The 20,704-nt window shown below is 42.2% G+C and carries 34 protein-coding genes; 26 read left to right on the top strand and 8 right to left on the bottom strand.

The window, feature by feature from the left end:
- From B4Z90_RS22830 to B4Z90_RS22735, 20 genes are all read left to right on the top strand, one after another.
- Positions 1-903: an AAA family ATPase gene (locus tag B4Z90_RS22830; RefSeq protein WP_286803413.1), complete on the top strand. Its 903-nt coding sequence runs from the start codon at positions 1-3 to the stop codon at positions 901-903.
- Positions 896-1,573, top strand: coding sequence for a hypothetical protein (locus tag B4Z90_RS22825; RefSeq protein ID WP_286803411.1), 678 nt, complete (start codon positions 896-898; stop codon positions 1,571-1,573). The genes B4Z90_RS22830 and B4Z90_RS22825 overlap by 8 nt, the downstream gene beginning before the upstream one ends.
- Positions 1,574-1,585: 12 nt before the next feature.
- The gene (locus B4Z90_RS22820) at positions 1,586-2,062 is read left to right on the top strand and encodes a hypothetical protein (protein ID WP_286803409.1); all 477 of its coding nucleotides are present in this window, start codon (positions 1,586-1,588) and stop codon (positions 2,060-2,062) included.
- The gene (locus B4Z90_RS22815; RefSeq protein ID WP_286803408.1) at positions 2,059-2,220 is read left to right on the top strand and encodes a hypothetical protein; all 162 of its coding nucleotides are present in this window, start codon (positions 2,059-2,061) and stop codon (positions 2,218-2,220) included. Before B4Z90_RS22820 ends, B4Z90_RS22815 begins: the two co-directional genes overlap by 4 nt.
- Entirely contained in the window at positions 2,195-2,518 is a 324-nt protein-coding gene (locus B4Z90_RS22810) for a hypothetical protein (RefSeq protein ID WP_286803407.1), read from the top strand. The genes B4Z90_RS22815 and B4Z90_RS22810 overlap by 26 nt, the downstream gene beginning before the upstream one ends.
- 2 nt (positions 2,519-2,520) lie before the next feature.
- A complete protein-coding gene (locus B4Z90_RS22805) occupies positions 2,521-2,769 on the top strand; it encodes a hypothetical protein (RefSeq protein WP_286803405.1) in 249 nt (82 codons plus the stop codon).
- 90 nt (positions 2,770-2,859) lie between these two features.
- A complete protein-coding gene (locus tag B4Z90_RS22800; protein ID WP_286803403.1) occupies positions 2,860-3,036 on the top strand; it encodes a hypothetical protein in 177 nt (58 codons plus the stop codon).
- A 195-nt stretch (positions 3,037-3,231) separates the two neighbouring features.
- A complete protein-coding gene (locus B4Z90_RS22795) occupies positions 3,232-3,882 on the top strand; it encodes a DUF3164 family protein (protein ID WP_286803400.1) in 651 nt (216 codons plus the stop codon).
- Positions 3,882-4,103 (top strand): hypothetical protein, encoded by a 222-nt coding sequence (locus B4Z90_RS22790; protein ID WP_286803399.1) that lies wholly within the window; start codon positions 3,882-3,884, stop codon positions 4,101-4,103. The genes B4Z90_RS22795 and B4Z90_RS22790 overlap by 1 nt, the downstream gene beginning before the upstream one ends.
- A 4-nt stretch (positions 4,104-4,107) precedes the next feature.
- Positions 4,108-4,350 (top strand): hypothetical protein, encoded by a 243-nt coding sequence (locus B4Z90_RS22785; RefSeq protein ID WP_286803396.1) that lies wholly within the window; start codon positions 4,108-4,110, stop codon positions 4,348-4,350.
- A gap of 95 nt (positions 4,351-4,445) precedes the next feature.
- Positions 4,446-4,676, top strand: coding sequence for a hypothetical protein (locus tag B4Z90_RS22780; RefSeq protein ID WP_286803393.1), 231 nt, complete (start codon positions 4,446-4,448; stop codon positions 4,674-4,676).
- On the top strand, positions 4,676-4,906 hold the full coding sequence (locus tag B4Z90_RS22775) for a hypothetical protein (RefSeq protein WP_286803391.1): 231 nt from the start codon (positions 4,676-4,678) through the stop codon (positions 4,904-4,906). Before B4Z90_RS22780 ends, B4Z90_RS22775 begins: the two co-directional genes overlap by 1 nt.
- A gap of 8 nt (positions 4,907-4,914) precedes the next feature.
- Positions 4,915-5,445, top strand: coding sequence for a 3'-5' exonuclease (locus B4Z90_RS22770; protein WP_286803388.1), 531 nt, complete (start codon positions 4,915-4,917; stop codon positions 5,443-5,445).
- 12 nt (positions 5,446-5,457) lie between these two features.
- Complete coding sequence (locus B4Z90_RS22765) at positions 5,458-6,351, top strand: ParB N-terminal domain-containing protein (protein ID WP_286803385.1); 894 nt, start codon at positions 5,458-5,460, stop codon at positions 6,349-6,351.
- Positions 6,352-6,357: 6 nt separating this feature from the next.
- Positions 6,358-7,401: a nucleoid-associated protein gene (locus B4Z90_RS22760; RefSeq protein ID WP_286803383.1), complete on the top strand. Its 1,044-nt coding sequence runs from the start codon at positions 6,358-6,360 to the stop codon at positions 7,399-7,401.
- Positions 7,391-7,804, top strand: coding sequence for a hypothetical protein (locus tag B4Z90_RS22755; protein ID WP_286803381.1), 414 nt, complete (start codon positions 7,391-7,393; stop codon positions 7,802-7,804). The genes B4Z90_RS22760 and B4Z90_RS22755 overlap by 11 nt, the downstream gene beginning before the upstream one ends.
- Positions 7,801-8,394, top strand: coding sequence for a hypothetical protein (locus B4Z90_RS22750; RefSeq protein ID WP_286803380.1), 594 nt, complete (start codon positions 7,801-7,803; stop codon positions 8,392-8,394). The genes B4Z90_RS22755 and B4Z90_RS22750 overlap by 4 nt, the downstream gene beginning before the upstream one ends.
- A gap of 68 nt (positions 8,395-8,462) precedes the next feature.
- A complete protein-coding gene (locus B4Z90_RS22745) occupies positions 8,463-9,173 on the top strand; it encodes a hypothetical protein (protein WP_286803379.1) in 711 nt (236 codons plus the stop codon).
- Positions 9,174-9,237: 64 nt separating this feature from the next.
- A complete protein-coding gene (locus B4Z90_RS22740; protein WP_286803377.1) occupies positions 9,238-9,420 on the top strand; it encodes a hypothetical protein in 183 nt (60 codons plus the stop codon).
- A gap of 52 nt (positions 9,421-9,472) precedes the next feature.
- A complete protein-coding gene (locus tag B4Z90_RS22735) occupies positions 9,473-9,640 on the top strand; it encodes a hypothetical protein (protein ID WP_286803374.1) in 168 nt (55 codons plus the stop codon).
- Here B4Z90_RS22735 and B4Z90_RS22730 read toward each other — a convergent pair.
- From B4Z90_RS22730 to B4Z90_RS22695, 8 genes are all read right to left on the bottom strand, one after another.
- Positions 9,622-10,917 (bottom strand): ADP-ribosyltransferase domain-containing protein, encoded by a 1,296-nt coding sequence (locus B4Z90_RS22730; RefSeq protein WP_286803372.1) that lies wholly within the window; start codon positions 10,915-10,917, stop codon positions 9,622-9,624. The two genes, B4Z90_RS22735 and B4Z90_RS22730, sit on opposite strands and share 19 nt — an antisense overlap.
- Positions 10,918-11,009: 92 nt before the next feature.
- A complete protein-coding gene (locus B4Z90_RS22725) occupies positions 11,010-12,233 on the bottom strand; it encodes a phage portal protein family protein (protein ID WP_286803371.1) in 1,224 nt (407 codons plus the stop codon).
- Positions 12,226-12,699: a hypothetical protein gene (locus B4Z90_RS22720; protein ID WP_286803370.1), complete on the bottom strand. Its 474-nt coding sequence runs from the start codon at positions 12,697-12,699 to the stop codon at positions 12,226-12,228. The genes B4Z90_RS22725 and B4Z90_RS22720 overlap by 8 nt, the downstream gene beginning before the upstream one ends.
- Position 12,700: 1 nt before the next feature.
- On the bottom strand, positions 12,701-13,135 hold the full coding sequence (locus tag B4Z90_RS22715; protein WP_286803368.1) for a phage protein Gp36 family protein: 435 nt from the start codon (positions 13,133-13,135) through the stop codon (positions 12,701-12,703).
- 15 nt (positions 13,136-13,150) lie between these two features.
- Positions 13,151-13,630 (bottom strand): hypothetical protein, encoded by a 480-nt coding sequence (locus B4Z90_RS22710; RefSeq protein WP_286803367.1) that lies wholly within the window; start codon positions 13,628-13,630, stop codon positions 13,151-13,153.
- Positions 13,627-15,219, bottom strand: coding sequence for a hypothetical protein (locus B4Z90_RS22705; RefSeq protein ID WP_286803366.1), 1,593 nt, complete (start codon positions 15,217-15,219; stop codon positions 13,627-13,629). The genes B4Z90_RS22710 and B4Z90_RS22705 overlap by 4 nt, the downstream gene beginning before the upstream one ends.
- Positions 15,216-15,719 carry a terminase gpP N-terminus-related DNA-binding protein gene (locus B4Z90_RS22700; RefSeq protein WP_286803364.1) on the bottom strand — a complete coding sequence of 168 codons (504 nt, stop codon included), beginning with the start codon at positions 15,717-15,719 and terminating at the stop codon, positions 15,216-15,218. The genes B4Z90_RS22705 and B4Z90_RS22700 overlap by 4 nt, the downstream gene beginning before the upstream one ends.
- Entirely contained in the window at positions 15,719-16,003 is a 285-nt protein-coding gene (locus tag B4Z90_RS22695) for a hypothetical protein (RefSeq protein WP_286768181.1), read from the bottom strand. Before B4Z90_RS22695 ends, B4Z90_RS22700 begins: the two co-directional genes overlap by 1 nt.
- A 169-nt stretch (positions 16,004-16,172) precedes the next feature.
- Between B4Z90_RS22695 and B4Z90_RS22690 the strand changes: the two genes are divergently transcribed.
- From B4Z90_RS22690 to B4Z90_RS22665, 6 genes are read left to right on the top strand one after another with little or no spacing between them, the layout of a single operon-like run.
- Positions 16,173-17,159, top strand: coding sequence for an HK97 family phage prohead protease (locus B4Z90_RS22690; protein WP_286803362.1), 987 nt, complete (start codon positions 16,173-16,175; stop codon positions 17,157-17,159).
- Between the two features lie 19 nt (positions 17,160-17,178).
- Positions 17,179-18,195, top strand: a complete 1,017-nt coding sequence (locus B4Z90_RS22685) for a hypothetical protein (protein ID WP_286803360.1) — start codon at positions 17,179-17,181, stop codon at positions 18,193-18,195.
- A gap of 14 nt (positions 18,196-18,209) precedes the next feature.
- Complete coding sequence (locus B4Z90_RS22680; RefSeq protein WP_286803359.1) at positions 18,210-18,713, top strand: hypothetical protein; 504 nt, start codon at positions 18,210-18,212, stop codon at positions 18,711-18,713.
- Positions 18,649-19,074: a YcbK family protein gene (locus B4Z90_RS22675; RefSeq protein ID WP_286803357.1), complete on the top strand. Its 426-nt coding sequence runs from the start codon at positions 18,649-18,651 to the stop codon at positions 19,072-19,074. The genes B4Z90_RS22680 and B4Z90_RS22675 overlap by 65 nt, the downstream gene beginning before the upstream one ends.
- Before the next feature lie 17 nt (positions 19,075-19,091).
- Complete coding sequence (locus B4Z90_RS22670) at positions 19,092-19,529, top strand: hypothetical protein (protein ID WP_286803355.1); 438 nt, start codon at positions 19,092-19,094, stop codon at positions 19,527-19,529.
- Position 19,530: 1 nt separating this feature from the next.
- Complete coding sequence (locus B4Z90_RS22665) at positions 19,531-20,703, top strand: DUF2586 family protein (protein ID WP_286803352.1); 1,173 nt, start codon at positions 19,531-19,533, stop codon at positions 20,701-20,703.
- Position 20,704 lies beyond the last annotated feature (1 nt).

Here is a 20,704-nt window from a genome sequence, read left to right as displayed (position 1 = left end):
ATGAATATATCAGCACAATTTAGAAATCAGGTAGCTGAAGCGCTTATGAGCGTGCGCCATACTTTTAGCGGTTCGGATGCTGCTTTTGCAAAAAAATGGGGTATCAACGGAGCTGTCTATTCCCGTATCAAAAATGGCGAGCGCGATAATGTTCTCCGTGATGCCCAATGGATGATCATCGGAAGAGATCTTGGAGTTGTCACGCATAAGGAAAATCTAAAATTTACAGTCACGGAGGTATTTCTTCAGATACAGGAAGAAGTAGAATTCTGTCAGGCTTATAGCAAGTCTATGATGTTCATCGATGAACCTGAAATCGGCAAAACACGTGCGTTGAAATATCTATCTCAAAAACGTCAGAATTGCTTTTATGTGGACGCCAGCCAGTGTAAAACCCGGCAACTATTTACCCGGACACTTGCTAAAACAATCGGCTTGGACTCATCTGGTAGATATGCAGACCTGAAGGAAAATATCAAATACTGCTTAAATACCCTTATGCCGCCCCCTATTGTCATGATTGATGAATTCGGCGATCTGGAAGTCCCTACCATGATGGACCTGAAGGAATACTGGAACGGAACAGAAAATGGCTGTGGTTGGTACTTAGTTGCAGCTGAAGGCGGCAAGGAAAAAATGATCAAGGGTATGCGGAGCAAAAAAGTAGGCTTCAGGGAGTTGTTTTCACGTTTCAGTAGCAAATTTTCATCCGTTGTTCCAGTGGAGATAAATCAAAAAATAGGCTTTTATCAGAAGCTAGTTTCCGAGGTGCTACAGGCGAATGATCCTGATCGTGATGATGCCAATGCGATTATGAAGAAATGTCTGATCAAGGATGACAACAATAAAATAGGTGGCCTAAGACGATTGGAACAGCTTTTAATCCTGCACCGAAATGGCTGAGCAAAAGAAAGCAAAGCGTCGAAGGCTGAAGAACACCAAGAATGTCTATGAGAAAGAGTTTCGGGAGTACACCCATTTCACAGGTGTTCTGAAAGAAAAACTTGGAGAGCCAGAGATCGGCGGTTTTTGGGTGATCCAGGGAATGGAGAAAAATGGTAAAACGTGGGCCGCGGTAATGCTCGCCGTTTACTTCTCCATGTTTGTACGCACTTTATACATATCAGCTGAAGAAGGTATCAGTAAATGGTTTCAGGATACTTTAAGGCGTGTTGGAGCGAGTCCAACAAATAGAAAACTTTTCTATGACGAATATATGCCGATAGAGGAAATCGAACATTATGTCAGCAGGAATAAAAACCGATTTAAAGTAGTGTTTTTGGATAATGAGCTAATTTATCGGGACGAATTGAAAAATGGCGGTGTACGTCGCCTAATGAAACTGTATCCTGATATTCTTTGGGTGGTACTTATCCATGAAGAAAAAGGTGAACCAGCCGGAGCAACGGCCAAATTGCTCAAAAAATTATGCAAGGTCTATTTTATTGTAAAAGGCCTGCGGGTAGAAGTGGGCGGTCGTGTTCCAGGTGGGGAGTTTGATCTTGATCAGGATGGTGCAGAGCTCTACTTCGGACACAAAGCAATCGAACAAGCAAATGAAAAAGCATCCTAAAAAATTACGGTTATGAAAACATCAGTATTAACAGGAGAAAAGAAAAAAAAGATGCCTAGTCTGGTTGAACAGACCCGGGTTCTTTGTCAGGAGCAAATCCAAGAAATATGCCGTCTTATGAAATGGACCGAGCAGGAATATTGTGATCACCAATTTGAACAATATGAAATTTTTCTAAAGCGGGCATTATTCGGGGCACATATAAATGTATTCAATAAAGTCAGATTTTCACCACTTATGCGTGGTCTCTGGATCAATGAGTGGATGAGAAGAAATGAAGATATTTTTCTTCCTATGGCACGCTATAACATGTTTGAGGGCATGGAGGTTAACGAAAAAGGAATATTAGGCACTGTAGTACCAGATGAGGAATCCCGGATTTACACTTCAGAGGAATATTATACGCTCCATAATGGCAAACGGTTATATGCCGATGCGGATATGATGGTCAAATTCGGTCACGTCCTAAACTTAATCTATAAGCAATGAGAAGCATCAACAAATTTACCAAAGCGGCACTGATCCTGGTCGAGGCTCAAAAGATGGTCGAAAAACTGATTGGTGCTCCGATCGAACTGCAGTTTGAAATAAAACACAATAACAAGGAAACAACAGACGAACATGGAACCAAGGAAAATCAAGTTTAAACTGAGCTGGGATGAACTTAAGGAATGGGGCGGTATCATGGAAAAGACCTTCAATCCCCTGCATTATAAACAGAAGGGACCTTACGAAAGAATCACCGGCTTGCTATTATCGAAGCTAAATGAAACGCTCCGGGTCAAATGGGCTACAGTGGAGCAGGTCAACAAGATCGATATCCCAACGGAACAGGGGCTGGCATTTCTGATCCATATCGACAAGCTCAAAGCTATTGCATGGCCCTCTGAAACTAATCTTGCAATCAACAAAATAATTGGAATTATTGATCATAAAACAAAGTAAAAATGGAAAACACGAAAAAAGAACAGATGATGAACCTGAAAAATGCATTCACTTCTATTGATGACAATGTTAACAAAATGGTTATGGCTGACGACGGTGAAAGGCTCCTTTTAGGACTTAACACCAAGGATCCTATTGGTTTCGCTGCACAATTGGCCATGCAAATGAGAGAAAATAAAGGTCTAGCAAATGTGATCACAATGGCCTGCCGTGCCTATGAAAAAAAAGAGTCTAAAAATCCTATTTCATAGGACTCCAGACTAATTGCAATAGACAAATTGCTTGAAAAGCTTCCGGATTCAGCTACTGTGTTTTCAGTCGTGAGCTACAATGGTAAAACAATGGCGCATATTAAAGGTGAAACTATACAGATATCAGCGACACTATGCAGTATACAGGAAAGAGATACCAAGGCGGAGCATATATTGAATGTTGCTGTAGATGGCTTTAGATCCGCTAAGAGAGTAGGTTTTTTGGATGATTTGAGAAATAACAGAAAGGATAGCCATGTCAACTAACAACAATTCAAATGGAGGCACGATCGGCTTTCCCGCAATACTTGCTCTAGTATTTATCGTACTGAAGCTGATAGGAAAAATTACCTGGTCCTGGTGGTGGGTTTTATCACCGATATGGATTCCCGTAACATTGCTGATTTTGGGTTTTTTAATTTACTGGGCTGTTCGTGAGGTCCGCAGAAACAAATTGAGAAGATGACAGATGTATCAAAACTTTCAGCTGATCAGCGCAAAGCGCTTATGGCTGAACTAGCTAAAGAAGAAAAGGCTGAAAAAGCTAAACGGGCAAGAGAAAAGAAAAAGTATGAGGAAAAGAAAGATGCTTCGATCGAGGAGCTGATGGATGAAGCGAGAGAGGTATCTCTCGCTGTTGCTCGCTTCAAAACAAAATTACATACCGTAATGGAGGGGCACCGTGAATCACTGAACCAATATGGTGGTATCCGATCGAACAGTCAGGGAGGTTTTACAATGACCAATTCCCGGAATGACCTTAGGGTCACCCGGAGACGGGATACCGATCCATCATGGGACGAACGTGCCAACAAGGCTGTAGAACTTATCAAAGAGTTCTTGTTATCTGAAGGGATCAAGAAAACGGCCGGACGTATCCATGGGATCCTGATGGGCTTCATTGAACGCAATCAGGATGGTGATCTTGAATATGCTAAGGTTATGGAACTTTTGCAACACGAGGATACTTTTCAGGATCCACGCTGGGTGAAAGGTCTTGAGTTGATCAAGGAGGGCTATAGTATCACCTTTAAGAAGTTCGGTTACGAGTTCAAGGAAAAGAATAAAGCCGGAAAATGGGTCCGTCTCGAGATGAATTTTAGCAGTCTGTGATGAAAAAGATCCATTTCGAAGATAACGGTCAGGATTTCTTATGGTGGGAAATTGACAAGGATGGCGTGGTAGTTGGCTGCGGACCTTTTCAACAGAATATTTGGGTAGGTAGTACAGTAATCAACCATGTACGCCTAAGAGTTGGCGGTCCAGTGTACTTTATCAGTAATCAAGGTAAAAAATTGACATTAATTCATAAGGTTTTAAAAGTAGAAAATTAGTAGGATGAGTATTTATAGTGATATATCAAAAAGAATCGGATGGGACAAGGACACAAAAGTGTCCATCCCATCTTTGGATGAGGCTAAAGAGCTTCACAATGAAGTCATGGTAAACAAATCGATCGATGCGTATGAAAGCGTGTTCCGATATCACCGGTTTGCACCACTGCCGGATGGTGGAGAAGATGAAATCGCAATGCGATATATTCAGGATGCTTATCTTGAAGGAAGGAGTTTTTTCCAGTGAGAGAAGATATTTCAAACTGCATTCTGGTCATCGTTTTTTGTCTAGTGTGCATAGGAACCATCTATTACGTTCAAAAAAAACAGCCAAAACAAACCATGTACAAAATTGAATTTGAAAAGAGAAAAGGCGAATATGTCACCGTCTGGGTAGGTAAAGATGGATTGATAAAAAAAGCGGATAAAGATCCAGCATACTGGAGCGAGCGTGTCGTTATCAATCCCCATCTTTTGGGAACAGGAAAAGATATGGTAGTATATGGTTTATTGACCGATGCTATCGATAGGGAGTCTTATTTTGTCTTAAAAGTCGAAAAGGAGGAAATATAATGCACGCGAGTCATCAAGCAAGATTATTGGATGCCGGATTTACTATTTATTATGGTGGTAACGATGGCGCCCGTGGTTTGGTCATCAAAGTGAAGACCAAACAGAATCATAATTGGACCATTTACGAAAAAGGATTCAAATCCAAGGCAGAGCTGAAACGCAGACTGATAGAACTTGACCAGATAAAAGACTGGGTAGATCTTTACGATTCTAAAAACACCTTAAAATAACTTCAGATATGAAAGATATAATGATCGACATTGAAACGATGGGTACAAAACCATATTCGGTGATCTTATCTATCGGTGCCGTTAAATTTGATATTAATACTGGCGATATCGGCGAACAGTTTTACAGGGTAATAGATGTGAAATCATCCAAGAAAGCCGGGCTTGTGTTCGATTTTGATACAGTCATGTGGTGGGCAAATCAACCAGATGACGTCCGTGATTCAATCTTGGAGGGCAAAAGCAGCCTGTTCCTAGTCTTATGTGATCTTATGATGTTCATTGGAACTGATAAGGCTACCTTATGGTCAAATTCGCCGTCTTTCGATCTTTCCCTGATCCGGAATGCGTGCGAGCGTGTGGACATTGAACCTATATGGCAATACTGGCAAGAACGGGACGTCCGTACAATCTCGGGTCTGAACCCTGAAGTGCGTAAAAATATGTCCCAAAATGGTATTCCCCATCATGCGATCAGTGACTGTATATATCAGATCAAATACCTAGTCTCCACATTATCCAAATTAAAGATCAATTCATAAACATTTAAACCGATGAAACAGGTTAGAAATATTGAAGAAATAGTCGGAAAGACTATTCTCTATGACAATGCTACGTTCAAAATTAGCAATTACAGTGTTGATGGTCTCATGATGACCATCAACACGGACAAAGGTCCAGTATCATTTTTGAAGAGCCAAATGGCGACAGAACTGGCAAAAATGCAGCTCGGTGAGCAGCAACTGATGCAGAGCACAACAGATTATGACATTTTCGGTCACATCAATTCAAACAGGAAGATAGACAAAAGGCATGTTAAAACTTTAGTGAACCTGATCAGCAAAAATAACCTGCTGCACCTAAATCCGTTGATCGTGGATGGTTATAACCGTGTTGTAGATGGACAGCACCGCCTGGAGGCAGCTAAACAGTTGAAAGTACAAGTTTATTTTATTAAAGATACAGGTGTCAACAAAACCGATATTGCGACCCTTAATTCAAATAAAAAGAACTGGTCGCTGATCGACTACATAAATTTTCATACTGAAGAGGGAAAGCCAGGTTTTAAGGCCCTGCATAATTTTATGGCATTGTACCCTATGCTGCCGGTGAGCTCCGCACTGAGTCTGCTCAGTACAGGTGGCAGGCACGATACAGCTGCAATTCGTGAAGGATCTGTCGATGTAAACAATGCTGATCAGGCCGAGGAGATCGCAGAGTTCCTTACATGGCTGCACCCGATGTATGATTCAGCTTATAGCGGATCCGTCGCTTCGGTGATCAGAAGGATGTTCAACGCTGAAGGCTTTGATCAGGAATTATTCAAGAGCAAAATTCAGGGACAGCCTCGATCACTCGTAAAATGTATTAACCGGAAACAATATTTGGAAATGTTTCTGGAAATATACAATTACAAATTATCTCTCAATCGTTTAACCATTAAATAAAATCATATGCTATTTTTTGCAGATTCTAAAATAGAAGGTGTTGCCGTCCATAGAGTCGGTAACAAAGCACAGGACGAATTTTATATATTGTCGGATCAATCCCTTGATATTGATGAAGAGACGCAAGCCTATTTAATGTGTTTTTTTATTGATCCTTTCCATAAGTCACCACGCGTTTATAGATTGTCAGATATCAACAGTTCATTGGATCTGAATGAGGTTTATTATTACGCTTGTCGGATTTTTGACGGTAGGTATGAGTTTTTGGAAGCCTCTAAGATTTTGGCTCAACGATTATATGAAGTTTCCAATCATCCAAAAATCAAGGCTGGAGAATTTTATACAGTTAAATTTAGTAATGTACTTTTTGAAGGTGAAGAATGGGAAGCTCTGGCTCTTTTCAAAGTAGATAACCAAGAGAGTTTCCTAAATGCAAATCCAGAAAATGGTACATATAAACTGAAAATTGCGAATGGCGTAGGTGTAGGGAAAATTGACAAGGCCGTCATCATTTTAAATTGTGAAGCCGACCACGGATTTAAGGTAATTCTAGCGGAGAATACCAAATCTTTTGACGCTAGCTTTTGGCGGGACGAATTCCTTCAGGTGAAATTGCGCAACGATTCCAATTTCCAGACCGAGGCGACGATCAGGATTTTTAAAACTTTTGTTGACGGATTGGATGAAGTCTTTGAGGTTGAAAAAATGGACAAGATCGATCTGCTCAATAAAGCACAGGCATATTTTAAAAATAATGAGACTTTTTCTCAAGAAGAATTTGAAGAATCGGTCATTGGATCAGAACAAGCTATCGAGCTATTTAGAATATCCAAAGCGAATGCAGAAGAGCTACTGGATACCAAGATTCCAGATGATTTCCCGCTTTCCAATGCCGTAATTAAAAAAAGCAGAGCAGGTTTTAAAAATATGATCAAGCTTGATAAAAATTTCCAAATCAACGTACATGGAAAACGGGAACTGATCGAGAGAGGGTTTGATGAGAAAAAGGGTATGAATTACTACAAGGTGTATTTTGAAAATGAATCATAGGGATTACCGTCGGTTTTACGCGATGTGCAAGGCACTTGATAAAACAAAAGAAGAGGCCGTCTGCGAATTTACAGACGGCCGAACCGAGAGCTGCAGGGAACTTTCCGATGAGGAATTCGACCAGCTTTTTGCAAAACTTGTAACATTGCAGACAGCTGTTCAAAAAATCCCGGATGACTGGGAGCCCGCTCCTGGAGATGCGATGCGAAAAAAGATGTTCAGCATTGCCCGGGAAATGTACTTCCATAAATCAACTACTGAACTGAAAACAATCATTGACGATTTTTGCATAAAGCAAAAAAAGAAGCCATTGAACAGACTGGATGTGATCGAGCTCGGGCAGGTTCTGACGATATTCGAGACCAAAGTTAAACCTGATCATTTAAAAGCATTGAAACGATGAAACAAGTGTATAAATTAACCTCCCAAAAGATAGAAGGCTGTCTATATGTAACCTTTAGTCATGGCTTTTTAAATACAATTGAAATAGCTGTTAAATGTCCTTTAAACGAGGGGCAGTTCAGAGGTTTAATGATCAGTATCCCATATGTTGAGGAACAGATCGCTAGCAAAAGTAACCAGATCGGACTAACCTGTGATAAAATTGTTGAAATGGCCACAAATAAAAAAGTGGCCATGTTCTGCATGATGTACGAAAAATACAACAGGATCAAATACAAAGCTTCGCGGCAGGATGGCGGAAAGATCTCCAGCATAAAAATTACTGAAGAGATTTTAAAGCATTACTTTGAAAGCGAAAATTTTCTGTTCAAGGGCAAACATTCGATATCTAACCTCGTTCGTTACTACAATGAACTTTTACTGGAGATATCCAAAAAGGGTAAAGTTGGATTTCCAAACACCTGGTCAAAGGATTACGCCGATAAATTGAGCCCTGCTGATCTTTCGTTATACTGGAAGCACTTACGCAGTTTAGGACTGCAGCCAAAAAAAGATAGGTTAGGAAATACTGTAGACTGGGTAAAGAATTAAATACGGTAAACCGTAAATTCAATATGTAATATTTTATATCTTTAAGCAATTATTAATCGAAAAGCAAAATGAATCGAAGTAACAATCAATCATCTACCGGAAATAGTGGACAAAAACCCAATAAGGCAAAAGGATGTTTATTAATGGCTGCTATATTTTTTGGATTAGCATTTGTTGGCGGAATTACAAAAATGTGCTCTGGAAGTGACTCCAGTTCTAGTTCATCGGATTCGACAAGCACCGATACTACAACTGTTAATAAAGAGCTGAGTATCGGTCAAAGGTTAAAAGGTTCTTATAACTTAATCAGTATGGATCCAACCCCAATATCTAAAGATGCCAAAGACGCAACGGAAATTAATCTTAGATACGCATTATTAGCAAGTGTTTATAAAGACCTTGAAAAAGCTGAATCTGAAAAGGCAGATTCAATAACCACATTAGTTAAAAAAATAAAAAAGAGATTGCCAGTTTATCAAAGCAAAGAATTTCCAATATTAAGAAAAGCGTACGCTAAAATTTCAAATAGACTGATGTGGGAACATGATATTGAAGTTAGCATTAGGGGTAAAAACAGTTCTAAGTTAATGTTGGTAGGAGCCGCATTTGCAACGAATAAAAATATTAAAACAATTTCTGAAAGTATGAGAGAAATGGTTAATAGATTAAGATTTAAAGAGCTTCATTTTAAATGGTATTCACGTCAGGATGAATATACATATCTCACTTACGATACACCATCTGATGAAAGCCCAGTAAAGCCTATAGAAACAAATTAATGAGAAGCCTGAATGGAAACATTCAGGCTTCTTTCGTTATTCAATATTTTGTATCTTTGTATCAATGGCCAAACAACGACTGAAGGAACGCAATCAAGCTGTTAAAATCTATTTCGCTGAACTTTGTAAGAAACATCCCCAATGGCGCCTTGACGCGCTGGAAGATGAAGCTGCAAAGCGCTTTTTTATTGCTTCGCGTACAGTTAGAGCAATCCTGAAAGAGGAAGGCTGCTACGCTGTTAATTAAATTGTTTCCAGACTGTTGTATTTTATATAATTTTATTACGTAACTTTGTGCTATGGCGACACTTGACGAAATGAAAAAAATGAGTGCTAAGCTTCAGGAAGAATCCAGCAAACGAACCAGTAAGCTGTCTTCTGAAGAAAAAAAGCGACTTGAAGAAACAAGCCGCCATTTTTCGCGTAAATGTGAAATCCCGGAAGGTTCTCAAATTTCTTCCAAATAGATATCATATCTGTCTTCTATCTTTTCGACTCCCCTGACAATAAATTTCGTTTTTGATCTAAACAGGACTTCATATTCACTGGAGCTGCCGAACGTTTCCGAAAACGCTGATATTTCGCCTACTGTCCGCCCGCTTTTGTGTGCGATATGAAATATCATTTTATCACCTCCTGAGAAACTATTTGCGATAGCATATTCTGTGGAGCTACTGGTAAACCCTCCGTGCATAACTTCTTTACCTATATTATCAGCATACTGTTTAAAAATAGCCTCGTTGTATCTAACACCACGGAAGAGTATTTTCTGTTCACTGACAGGAAGCTTTTCAAGCGTCTTGTTCAGGATTCTTTCGTATGCACCAAAGTAATCCGTGGTTTTCCCTGCAAATAATGTCTGGTTCAATTTACTATACCCAGAGCCGGTGTAATCGTGTAATGTAGCTAATTCCTCTGCTACCACATGCGGAAACTTATCCTCCAGTTTTACCTTTTTTATATCTTCAAATGCTTTTTCCCAGCCGCTATTGCTCCGGAGCATTTCATAATCTTCCTGGTCAATAAATTTCTCCAGTCTCTTTTCGACATCTTTGGTGCTACCATTGCCGATCTGATAATAAGGATGATCGTTTTCAAAAATCTTTCCTGTGATCGCCGGATTTCCTCCAGTACCCGGTTTATTTTTGATATTTAGATCAACTCCTTCAGGAACCGAAACATCATCATCGGTCTGCTCGGTACCACAACGGCAGCCATATTCCCAGGGCGGCAGATGCTTTACCCAAAAAGAATGATGGAAAGGCAGGACCAAGCCGTCATAGGACATGTGCAGCGGCCGTGTTCTGGCGTCACCAACTGCAATATATCTGACGTTAGGATACAGGTGAACCCTGCTTTCATAATCTTTCCACTCCAGCGCGCTTTGCGCTTTGGCAATGGTCATGTCGAACTCGGTGTCCAGCCAGTGGCGATTGTAGAGTTCATTCAGTTTGATCGCCTCCGCTTTGAACTCTGCCCTTGTAGGTACCGAACCCGCCTTTTTATTTATAAGGTCGATCAGGGCCTCATGAAAATGATCCTCTTTGAATGCCGAGAATTTTGCGATATCTCCCTTCAGCAATTCGGCCAGATCACCGGATTCCACGGTAATATTACCTTTATTCTTAAAAGCTTTTGTTATACCTGCAGAGAAAGTATCATTATAAAACCCCCATAACTTTTGGCGCGTCTGCAGATCGACATTCCGTTCATCGAAAATCTGGTCGATATATTTTTCGATCAACCTGCCCAAACTTTTTTCCTTTCCTTTGGTCAGCCTGACAACATTTGGGTTAACGGTGCAGCACTGGGTCCGGTAAAGCAGTTTGAGCAGGTTTATTGCTTTCCCTGCTCGGTCTCCTTTTCAATAGCTTGCTGTCCACCTGCAGCACGATCCGCCGGTACTGACTCTACCTCCATACCGTATACACGTTCTACATATTCTCTGGTCGGTATAAAACCATTTTTCATCAGTTCGCTATCAATCTTGATCTGACGGTCTACGTCCAATGTAGGAACAATATCTATGCAATATCCTTCGGGGATATCGTAGCCATTGGCGCGCATGGCCGGAACGAGCATATCATTCAGAAACGAAAGCATGAGCTGATCATCGGCCATTGTCACCTGTTTTAGCGTTTCTTCGTGCACTTCACCCTGCGACCTGCTGCTCCCGCTATCGGTCGTCATTGTCTGGTGCAGCACCAATTTGGAAAGTTCCGCGTCAAGGGCTTTAATTTTCATATAGAAAACGTTGAAAGCATCGGATTTTGAATTCTCCTTGATCTCCACTTCCGTGCCCAGGGGAAACACACCATAGGATGAACTGCCCATTTCTTCCAGCCATCCGGCAACTTCATTTTTAACCTGCTCGCTACGACTGGCTATTTTAGCAATACGGATCGGTATCCCAAACAGTTCCTCAAATTCATCCCAGGAACCCCAGCTATGACGCTTTAGGATTGTATAAGGAACAGCCTTTTCCAGTAGGCCGATCTGGTTGTAAAATTCTGCTTCCAGTAAAACTTCCCTAAAATCTCCATAGGCAATACCCTTCTGGGAAAGATAGTCGCTGACGATCAGTCCGCGCTGTGGTACCACCAATCCACGCTCGATAAGTTCCACATCATCAATCGTGCCTTTTGTCTCTGCATTGACCAAAATAACCGTTGTCCCCCGAAAGGTGCTTTCATGCGCATATTTGATACATTTGCGGAACCATGATTTCTTATCAATAAATTTGCTGCGTTCCACGTCATGTTTGCCATCAGGATCAAAGAAGCCATAATCTTTGTTGATGTTACGCAGTGTACGGTCTTCAGTGATCCCTGTCAGGTGACCGTCCAATAATGCATCATCGTAGGTCGCGTGCATGAGATAGGTCTGCGGATTGTCCACGGAATAAAAACAGGTGCGTGCACGCTGCCAGTCTGTGATTTCCTTTCGCCAGATCGAGCGTGTACGCTTGATGATATCGACCATCAGGTTGGTCGCTTTCTGTATATCTGCTTTGACGGCACTTGAAACGTTTTTGCCTGTCAATTTGGTTGATTTAGCCATTTCTAAAAATATTGTTTAGGGTTCTAGTGATCTTGCTCTTGATTTTATTGTTGAGGTAAGCTGAATTGCCGATAAACTGCCTTTTGGGCATGTGTCCCTTTCCTTCGTTATGCTGTTCAGCATATTCTTTGGAAGTCGAAAACTTCACTTCAGAAGCTGTCGCACGTGCCCGAAATGAATTTTTAAGTTTATTTCCCCCTGTCCTGTGGCCTGTTAAAATGGCCCGTCCATTTTGCTTCAGTCCGAATTTTGTAAGCGTTCCGATCGTGCCGACCTTATTGGTCCTGTACCTGGTCAGATCTTTTCCTTTTTTATCGACTGTCTTTCGGTCTTTCCATTTCTTAAAGCTTCGGTCGGTATAACCCTGATCCCTAAAGTTCTTCTTGATAAAATTGAGCCCTTCGGTCTCAATGATAGCCGGGAGATCGCGCTGCATAAATCCCCTTAGTTTGACAAATAGATTCATATTACCAGTGGTTAGGATAATTTTTATTGCTGCCCAGTTTCAAAAATGTCGCTTCTTTGTCCGGAACGCCATCGCCGTCGCTGTCCACAATCTTTGATGGTAGATCAAGCTTTATATCGCCTGATCCTGCTTTGTCCAGTAATGCTATTGCTTCATCGTAGCCGTCTTTGACTGTCTGGTTCATCACCCGGCTGCGCCTGACGAAAATCTCATGGATCACGATTTTCTTCAGTAACCGGACAACGATTTTTTTACGGGCCTGTCCAATGGCAGAGAAAATGGTATCGGTGTCATAGTATTGATAAAGGTAGTTTTCCATCAGTTCAACACTTTCATCGATGATGTCCTCAACAATACTATCCTCAGTGCCTGTGATCAGATTGACTATTTCTAAAGTGGAAACGGTCTTTAATTCTTCTTTGGTTATAAAACTCATTTAAATGCTTTTTAATTATTGTTTAAAAGGGTTCTGAATCTTGGTGTAACGGGGAGCGGTCTTACGGTAGACCAGACAATTGAAAGTCATCCTGTAAGCCATTATTCCGTCGATATCCGTGTCGATAGATCCCTCATCCATCTGCTGAAGCGGCCGGAAGGTTTCACCTTCCAAAAACTGTATTTTATCTGCTATTTCATCGATCAGATCGATTTCCGTCATACCATCATCCTGATCTGCTGTACCGAACAGCTGGTCTGCAAAACCGTCCAATGTATATAGGATGATCTCAATCGTTGCCAGCCCTTCCTGTCGCTGCTCGACCATTGTTTCCCAGGTGATACCGGTGATCCTGATCAGGCTTGAGGTATAGTATTGGGGATAATTATCCTTTCCAGGTCCGAACTGGTTCCGGTTGATATCGATATATTCAATCCCTGCGATCGCACCGATCTGGTTCCTTATCGACAGGTAGAGTTCTTTTTTTGGTGTCATAGTCTCCTCTTTTTCTTTTTGCCTATTTTTGGTTTGTTATTGTTGTTAGCTTCATCCTTAGAGAATCCAAAATATTGCTGAGCCAGTGTGATTGCACGCTCCAATGTATCGGCAGGGTCATCTCCAGTAGCCATCCCTTTTTCAAATGCCAGGAACCATTTCATAAATAGATCAAAATCCACTTTGGATCTTACCTTTAGTGACTCGTCCCAGAATAATATCTTCCTGAATAAAGCATTTAGGATACCGGCAGCAATTCGGTTATGCTTGTCACCTTCTTGATGTAGACCAATTGGAATATTTGGACAATCACAGTCCTCAGCAGATTGCAGAATGATGGGTGTATATACTGCCTGTTGTGCTGCCGTCGCATCAAAAAAACCTAGGGTATTGTATCCCATACGCAGATACTTTTTTACCCATTGCGACCTGACTTCCATTGCAGAGTTGATCTCGCATTTTTGACAAAACACTTCAAGGACAGTGAGCCTAATCCCTTTAACCCCCAATAGTACACCAGCCTTATAATCTCCAGTTCCTGTATAACTCAAGTCCCAGTGATCCAGAATAGCATCCCATTCTTCATGATCCGCCACTCGGGTATATTGAACCTGATCGGCTTTGAACAGCTTACCTTCATCTATGGGGTTGTTGAAGTCTTCACGTTGTGAGGTATAGAAATCATCATCATTCAAGATTCGTATGATATCCGCTTTGGTGTCACGTTCCGGAAAGGATGGTTCCCATTTGATCTTTTTATAATTCTCACGGGTAATATTTGCTGTAGCTAGATTCGTGACCGAATCATGATAATGTGGACTAGCTTTCCATTTTTCCTCGAAATAATCCAGCAGTCCTTCCTTGACGATATAATTGTTGTTGACGATCAAACGTCCTCTTTTTCGATGGAAGGCTTTTACTAGGTCACCGGTTACTTTCTTTCCATACTTCCGGATCATCTCCGGACGGGTTGCCCTGTCAATATCTTCACAGTCATCAAGAATGGCTAGATCTGGACGATGCGAGCCAAAGCGCAATCCCCTGAAAGGTTGATTTAACCCGAGAGCCTTGAAATGCCTGCCGTCGTTTGTTTCAAATTCACCGTCTGCCCAGTCTCCATAACTCATCTGCATACCAAAATCCTTGATGTACCGCTCATTTGATTCCATGTGAACTTGCAAGTCTGATAATAGGATCTTACCAAACTTTTCATTCATTCCGATGATCAACCCAAAGAAGCATTCGTCATTTTCCTTTAGATGGGTGATATTTCCTACATTGGATTGAATGGACTTACCTGCTCCACGGAATTTCTTTCGCATCTGTTTGATGAAAGGATCATTGTACAGTTTGATATAATCCTCAATATGAAACCGGGGTGTCTTAGCATCAGCCAATGCAATGCTGCAACCTATACCATAATAGTAGTCAAAAAATTCACCGTAGTTTTCAGGCAGCAGTAGATGTTTGATCCGCTCTTCCTGTTCCTCCGCCGTTTCCTTCACAATGTTCTGATAGGTCAGTTCCCGGATAAATTTGGATTTGGCCCTGTATTTTTCGAGGGCTATCTTGTATTCGCTCTGGGTCATAACAGTGTGTTCAAATATTCATCCTGCAGTTCGCGGATCTCCTTTAGGATTTCCAATGCCCTTTCCCTTTTTTTAGCCTTGGATTTTGCCGTTCTGTCGAGCATAAAATCAATGAAGCCATCAAAAGCCTCCATCGTAAATACCGCTCTTTTTTTAGCGTCATCCATTTTCTCCCAGGCGGCGGCCAGTTTCGATATGTCGTCCGGTTTAAAGGGCATGGCCTTTCCGGATTTGATGGCAGCCACATTTTTTAGGATCATCGCCTTGATCTCATTGGGCGAAATATTCTGCAGCTGTTTTTCCTCTTCCCAGCATTCGTCCTTTGCCCATTTGGCCAGCGTCTTTACCCCGACCTGTATTGTCTCCATATCTGAAATGGACTGTAGGGAATATCCTCTGAGATACATTCCTTTTGCATCTGCCATCTTCCGGTCACGCTGTGCATTGTTCATTCGGCCTTTTTTCTGTTCCAAAGGCTCTTCTGTTAGCTCTTTTCCCATTATTCAGTATAAGGTGCATTAATAATCAGGGTATTTTCCTCGGTAAAGCGTAGCTCTTTGACCTTCATCCGGTCGTATTCAAAATTCCTTTTTGCTTCGATCAGCATTTTTGTCGCATCCTCCCCGCTGAGTATATTGTTGATACCGACTCCCAGCTCCGGGAACTGACGGTATTCACCTTTCTGTGCGATAAGGATATGTTTCTGGTGCTGCCTGTCGGAATTGCCGATCACAAGGTCCCCGCCCTGGATCAGGATATCGTCATCAATCAAAAAATCCTGCATTTTTATCTAGTGTTTAGCACAAATCTCCACCAATTTAAGCAGGTGATAAAAAGCAGGATCAAGGATTGTAAGATACCTGTACAATGATTGTTAAAAGGCTCACAATCATTGATCGCCAATTTTTTTAACGCCCAAAATCGTGTCAATTTTGCTTCATCAACAAAGGAAGATGACACATAAATTCATTGTAAATACCAACGATGTCAATGCATACGGATACCGGGTCCTAACAGAAGGGATCGATTATGTCCAGTATATGAAAAATGCGGTAGTCTATTTCGGACATGACCGTTTTCTGAAAGATGAGCGGGGCAGCGAAGTAATCGGGCGCTGTTTATCGCTATCCAAGGAAGGCGATAAACTGATTGCAGAGATCGAATTTGATATTCAAGACGATTTCGCAAAAAAGATCGCCGAGAAGGTCGAACGTGGTTACATCCGTATGGCCAGCATCTATGCGGATATTATTTCAACGAGTACCGAGCCTTCAGATTTATTGCCGGGACAGTCCTACGAAACGGTAACCAAATGCAAATTGATCGAGATTTCAATCGTCGATATCGGAGGTAACGACGGTGCGCTCAAGCTGAGCCGCAATGGATCTACTGTCCAACTTTCAAAACTAGAAATTCAAAATCCAAAAACTATGTCCTTTAAAACAATTGCAATTGCACTGGGTCTGATCCCGGATGCAGATGAAAGCGCGATCCTCGCGGAGATCACCAAGGTGAAGCTCAGTAAAACGACCGCGGAAACGCAGCTTGAAACCCTGAAGAAAGAAGTAGAAACGGGCCAGATGCAGGATGCAACTGTATTGGTCGAAAAAGCTATCCAGTTAAACCTGATCCCTGAAGCCCTGAAAGACGCACAGCTATCTGCGTTCAAATCTGATTTCAATGGACAGAAAGTCACCCTGTCCCGACTTATCGCAGAAAAGGAAGGTGAAAACGGTGTTTCAAGCAAAGTAAAACTTGTCAAAGATTTCGTTTCAAACGGTAAAAACATCCCAGTTGCCGGAAGCGGGGAATATCAAAAAGGAGACTTTGTCAAGTTATCCAAGGAAAACCCGAATGAGCTGATCCGTCTGCGCAATGAAGAGCCGGAAGTATTCAAGGCCATGTATAAGGCTGAGTACAATGTGGAACCCAAATTATAATCTAATCCAACGAACAGAAATGAAAAACAAATTATCCTTAAAGGCAGTTTTTGCCAATCTTTTATTGGCCATGTTGATCGGTACGGCGTTATCGTTCGCAGGCTTTAATGCTGTAGCCTCCACTGCTGTTGTTTTTGGAGTGGGTACCGGACTGCAGTTTGTAAAACCGTTCGGAATCGGCGGTGCATTTATGGGACTTCAGACGGAAATCTGGGTTCCGGGTATCAAGGAAAACCCAGTGCCGGACACGAGCTTTGTAAGTGCCAGTACTGACCTGTCAGAATTCGTTGAAAACAATAAACTCCATTTAGCGGAAGCGGGTGTGGAACCTGGAGTGCACGAGGATTATTTTGAGGGGAACGACGATGATTTACCTTTTGCTACCATAGAAGATATCCCGGGTGAAGTTGTATTGAAAACATACAGTACTGAACAGACACGTCACCGACGTCTTCAGGAAGTGGAATTACAATACAATAGAAAAGCAAGCATTATCAATCGTCATAAAATCAGCCTTGGTAAAAATATCGGTAAACGCGCTGCCTTTGCCTGGTCGCCTACTGCTAATAACGCATTCAATAAGATATTGAAATTGGGGGCAAATGATAGTGTAATAGACGCTTTGATCGATATTCAGCTATTTTATGCACAGTTGGATAAAACAGATGGTTTAAACTTTTGTCTTGATCCGATCCACATGGCTAAGATCCGCAAGGAGAATGTGAAGCTTTATAAAGAAATCCTGGCCGAAAAAGGTCAGACCCCTTATGGTTTCAAAATTTATAGCTATACACAAAATCCGATCTATACAGATGCCGGGGTGAAAAAGCCTTTCGGAGCTGTTATGGATGCAACAGACAAACGGGCATCTTTCGCGTGGTGTACAGATGAAGTGTTCCGCTGTTTTGGTGATACAGAAATGTATGCGACACTTGGAGCCAGTGGCAGTCAGGCGGACACTATATCCTTTGCACAACGTGCACTGGTTGGAAATATCCGAGCCGCAGCACCTAAATATTTGGCAGCTTTTTATTAAAAATATTCGGCATTATGAAATCAATTAAAGAAAGAGCCGGTGATTACTTTAAAAGTAATCCCGGCACCGCCGAACTGTTCGGAACTAGCGATGGAACCTTATTTCTTCAAAAACAGCACGCAACTGCTCACGCTTCGACACTGGAAGAAAAAGAAGTGGAAACTTTTACCGAATCTTCTATTTCCACAGCAGCTGCTGAAGAAAAAACAGCGGATGCTGCAGGCGGATCCAAAACGGATAAAAAAGCTGACACCCAAAAGACAACAGCAGCTGCTGGGAAGAAAGCACCTGAAAAAAACACTAAAACTCCAGCGGCTAAAGAAAAGGATCAGTTAGTCACTGATACCGTAACAAAAGACGACGGCGGACAAAACACCAAAGACGTTCAGGAAAAAGCCGATGATCAGCCAGTAGTGGAGGTTCAGTCGGAAAATTCTGATCAGGAGCAAAAAGATGTTGAGAATACTCCAGCTGAAAAACCAGAAGAAGAAAACAAGGAACCAAATGCAGCTAACTAAAAATTTTAAACTCGAAGAGTTCGACTGTAAAGATGGGACACCGGTGCCAAAGCAATATTATGGCAATGTGACCAAGCTGGCCAAGAACCTTCAGGTCCTCCGGGATTATCTCGGAGTTCCTGTTACGGTCACCGGTTCGGGCTATCGCACTCCTTCCCACAATAAAGCGGTGGGCGGCGTTCCGCACTCCAAACACCTGACAGCTGAAGCCGGTGATATCAATGCAAAAGGTTACACGCCGAACCAATTGGCTGCTGTAATCGAAAAGTTGATCAAGGAAGGCAAAATGGTTCAGGGCGGCCTGGGAATCTATCCGGGATTCGTGCATTACGATATCCGGGGCACAAAGGCCAGATGGTAACAGCAATAAAAAAACAGATGATAAAATTTATTAAAAAATTGGTTGAAAAGATCAAGGCGATCTTTTCAACCCTTTCACCGGGTTATAAGAGAGCATTATCCATTGCGGTTACAGTGATCGATGTGATCTATCAGGCCGTGGATAATCCGGCAACGGATTTTCTGGTATCCCTGACCAGCAACAAAGTGGATGATGCAGCCGTAGCCTGGCTACGTGCGAGACTCCCTGATTTTCTGAAGCAGTTCAAGCTATTCGCAGAGGTGGCCGACCTGACTGATCCGCATGAGATCGTGCTGAAGGTTTCTGAGATATTGCAGGCTATGGACTGGGCAGACCGTAATGGTGAACGTCTGAAGCTCGCAACTGCACTGGCGATAGAAATTACCGCAGATGGGAAATTGGACTGGGCCGATGCTGTAAAAATCATTCAATCCATAAAAGATAAAAGCATTTAAGATGAATTTACCCAATATAAAATTTAATATCCAGAATGGCGGCCTGCTTCAGCAGCTGGTCACGAGCGATAAGATTATTGGTATCGTATTGACAGGTGTGTCCGTAGCGGACAATGTTCAGATCAATACGGCCTATCAGGCTTTTAGTCTTGTTGAGATCGAAAATTTAGGTATTACTGCAGCGGGTACCAATGCCTTTGCCTATAACTTTTTCTCACAGTTCTATAATGAAGCCGGACAGGGGGCTGAAATATGGTTTATGCTTGTCAGCGATGCGACGACATATACCAATATGCTCGACATCACCGGGCAGTATGCTCCCAAATTACTGGATGCTGCCGGCGGCGCCATCCGAGTACTGGGTGCACTCAAAAAGGCCGCGGCGGAACCTGTCATTACAGATGGATTAGACGGAGATGTGCATACTGCAGTAATAAAAGCACAGACCCTGGCCGATACCTATACCGAGCGGTTTATGCCTATCCGGGTGATCATCTCCGGAAATAACTTTTCAGCTGTCGTCGCCGATCTGAAAAGCTACAAGACAACGGAAAACAACCGTGTCGTGATCCTGATCGCAAATAATGATGGCAGCAAAGAGGCTTCCGTAGGTCTGGCGCTCGGGCGGCTGGCCAGGACTCCTGTACAGCGCAATATCGGACGCGTTGCCGATGGACCGATAGAAAGCCTTACAGCTTATTTTACCAATGGCGCAAAGGTTGAAACGCTTCAGACTTCCTGGGATGCAATCCACAATAAGGGTTATGTATTCCTGCGTTCGTTTGTTGGTAAGAGCGGCTATTTCTTCACGGATGATGTTACCCTGACAAAGGATACCGATGATTTTAACTCCCTGGCACGGGGGCTGGTCATGGATAAGGCGATCATTATTGCCTATGCAACGCTAGTTGAAAATCTATTGGATGAAATCAACGTGACACCACTTGGTAAAATTCATCCGGCAATCATCAAATCCTGGCAGGGACAGATGGAAAACGCACTTTCAGCAATGACAGCTGCCGGCAATATTTCGGGGCAGGAATGTTTCATCGATGAAAATCAAAGCATCCTGAGCACAGGTGTCATGCAGGTTACCATCCGGATACAGCCGGTGGGATATGCCAAACAGGTGGAAGTCAACATCGGTTTTACGACAACCCTAAACAATCAATAGT

The organism is Sphingobacterium sp. UBA5639 (genome assembly GCF_002421245.1).
Taxonomy (GTDB): Bacteria; Bacteroidota; Bacteroidia; order Sphingobacteriales; family Sphingobacteriaceae; genus Sphingobacterium; species Sphingobacterium multivorum.
Note: the sequence above shows the minus strand (reverse complement) of the source record. Positions and strands in the feature narration are given on the sequence as shown.

Coding starts and splice junctions, on each gene's coding strand:
- B4Z90_RS22830 (WP_286803413.1), top strand. CDS start 1: ATGAATATATCAGCACAATTTAGAAATCAGGTAGCTGAAGCGCTTATG.
- B4Z90_RS22825 (WP_286803411.1), top strand. CDS start 896: ATGGCTGAGCAAAAGAAAGCAAAGCGTCGAAGGCTGAAGAACACCAAG.
- B4Z90_RS22820 (WP_286803409.1), top strand. CDS start 1,586: ATGAAAACATCAGTATTAACAGGAGAAAAGAAAAAAAAGATGCCTAGT.
- B4Z90_RS22815 (WP_286803408.1), top strand. CDS start 2,059: ATGAGAAGCATCAACAAATTTACCAAAGCGGCACTGATCCTGGTCGAG.
- B4Z90_RS22810 (WP_286803407.1), top strand. CDS start 2,195: ATGGAACCAAGGAAAATCAAGTTTAAACTGAGCTGGGATGAACTTAAG.
- B4Z90_RS22805 (WP_286803405.1), top strand. CDS start 2,521: ATGGAAAACACGAAAAAAGAACAGATGATGAACCTGAAAAATGCATTC.
- B4Z90_RS22800 (WP_286803403.1), top strand. CDS start 2,860: ATGGCGCATATTAAAGGTGAAACTATACAGATATCAGCGACACTATGC.
- B4Z90_RS22795 (WP_286803400.1), top strand. CDS start 3,232: ATGACAGATGTATCAAAACTTTCAGCTGATCAGCGCAAAGCGCTTATG.
- B4Z90_RS22790 (WP_286803399.1), top strand. CDS start 3,882: ATGAAAAAGATCCATTTCGAAGATAACGGTCAGGATTTCTTATGGTGG.
- B4Z90_RS22785 (WP_286803396.1), top strand. CDS start 4,108: ATGAGTATTTATAGTGATATATCAAAAAGAATCGGATGGGACAAGGAC.
- B4Z90_RS22780 (WP_286803393.1), top strand. CDS start 4,446: ATGTACAAAATTGAATTTGAAAAGAGAAAAGGCGAATATGTCACCGTC.
- B4Z90_RS22775 (WP_286803391.1), top strand. CDS start 4,676: ATGCACGCGAGTCATCAAGCAAGATTATTGGATGCCGGATTTACTATT.
- B4Z90_RS22770 (WP_286803388.1), top strand. CDS start 4,915: ATGAAAGATATAATGATCGACATTGAAACGATGGGTACAAAACCATAT.
- B4Z90_RS22765 (WP_286803385.1), top strand. CDS start 5,458: ATGAAACAGGTTAGAAATATTGAAGAAATAGTCGGAAAGACTATTCTC.
- B4Z90_RS22760 (WP_286803383.1), top strand. CDS start 6,358: ATGCTATTTTTTGCAGATTCTAAAATAGAAGGTGTTGCCGTCCATAGA.
- B4Z90_RS22755 (WP_286803381.1), top strand. CDS start 7,391: ATGAATCATAGGGATTACCGTCGGTTTTACGCGATGTGCAAGGCACTT.
- B4Z90_RS22750 (WP_286803380.1), top strand. CDS start 7,801: ATGAAACAAGTGTATAAATTAACCTCCCAAAAGATAGAAGGCTGTCTA.
- B4Z90_RS22745 (WP_286803379.1), top strand. CDS start 8,463: ATGAATCGAAGTAACAATCAATCATCTACCGGAAATAGTGGACAAAAA.
- B4Z90_RS22740 (WP_286803377.1), top strand. CDS start 9,238: ATGGCCAAACAACGACTGAAGGAACGCAATCAAGCTGTTAAAATCTAT.
- B4Z90_RS22735 (WP_286803374.1), top strand. CDS start 9,473: ATGGCGACACTTGACGAAATGAAAAAAATGAGTGCTAAGCTTCAGGAA.
- B4Z90_RS22725 (WP_286803371.1), bottom strand. CDS start 12,233: ATGGCTAAATCAACCAAATTGACAGGCAAAAACGTTTCAAGTGCCGTC.
- B4Z90_RS22720 (WP_286803370.1), bottom strand. CDS start 12,699: ATGAATCTATTTGTCAAACTAAGGGGATTTATGCAGCGCGATCTCCCG.
- B4Z90_RS22715 (WP_286803368.1), bottom strand. CDS start 13,135: ATGAGTTTTATAACCAAAGAAGAATTAAAGACCGTTTCCACTTTAGAA.
- B4Z90_RS22710 (WP_286803367.1), bottom strand. CDS start 13,630: ATGACACCAAAAAAAGAACTCTACCTGTCGATAAGGAACCAGATCGGT.
- B4Z90_RS22705 (WP_286803366.1), bottom strand. CDS start 15,219: ATGACCCAGAGCGAATACAAGATAGCCCTCGAAAAATACAGGGCCAAA.
- B4Z90_RS22700 (WP_286803364.1), bottom strand. CDS start 15,719: ATGGGAAAAGAGCTAACAGAAGAGCCTTTGGAACAGAAAAAAGGCCGA.
- B4Z90_RS22695 (WP_286768181.1), bottom strand. CDS start 16,003: ATGCAGGATTTTTTGATTGATGACGATATCCTGATCCAGGGCGGGGAC.
- B4Z90_RS22690 (WP_286803362.1), top strand. CDS start 16,173: ATGACACATAAATTCATTGTAAATACCAACGATGTCAATGCATACGGA.
- B4Z90_RS22685 (WP_286803360.1), top strand. CDS start 17,179: ATGAAAAACAAATTATCCTTAAAGGCAGTTTTTGCCAATCTTTTATTG.
- B4Z90_RS22680 (WP_286803359.1), top strand. CDS start 18,210: ATGAAATCAATTAAAGAAAGAGCCGGTGATTACTTTAAAAGTAATCCC.
- B4Z90_RS22675 (WP_286803357.1), top strand. CDS start 18,649: ATGTTGAGAATACTCCAGCTGAAAAACCAGAAGAAGAAAACAAGGAAC.
- B4Z90_RS22670 (WP_286803355.1), top strand. CDS start 19,092: ATGATAAAATTTATTAAAAAATTGGTTGAAAAGATCAAGGCGATCTTT.
- B4Z90_RS22665 (WP_286803352.1), top strand. CDS start 19,531: ATGAATTTACCCAATATAAAATTTAATATCCAGAATGGCGGCCTGCTT.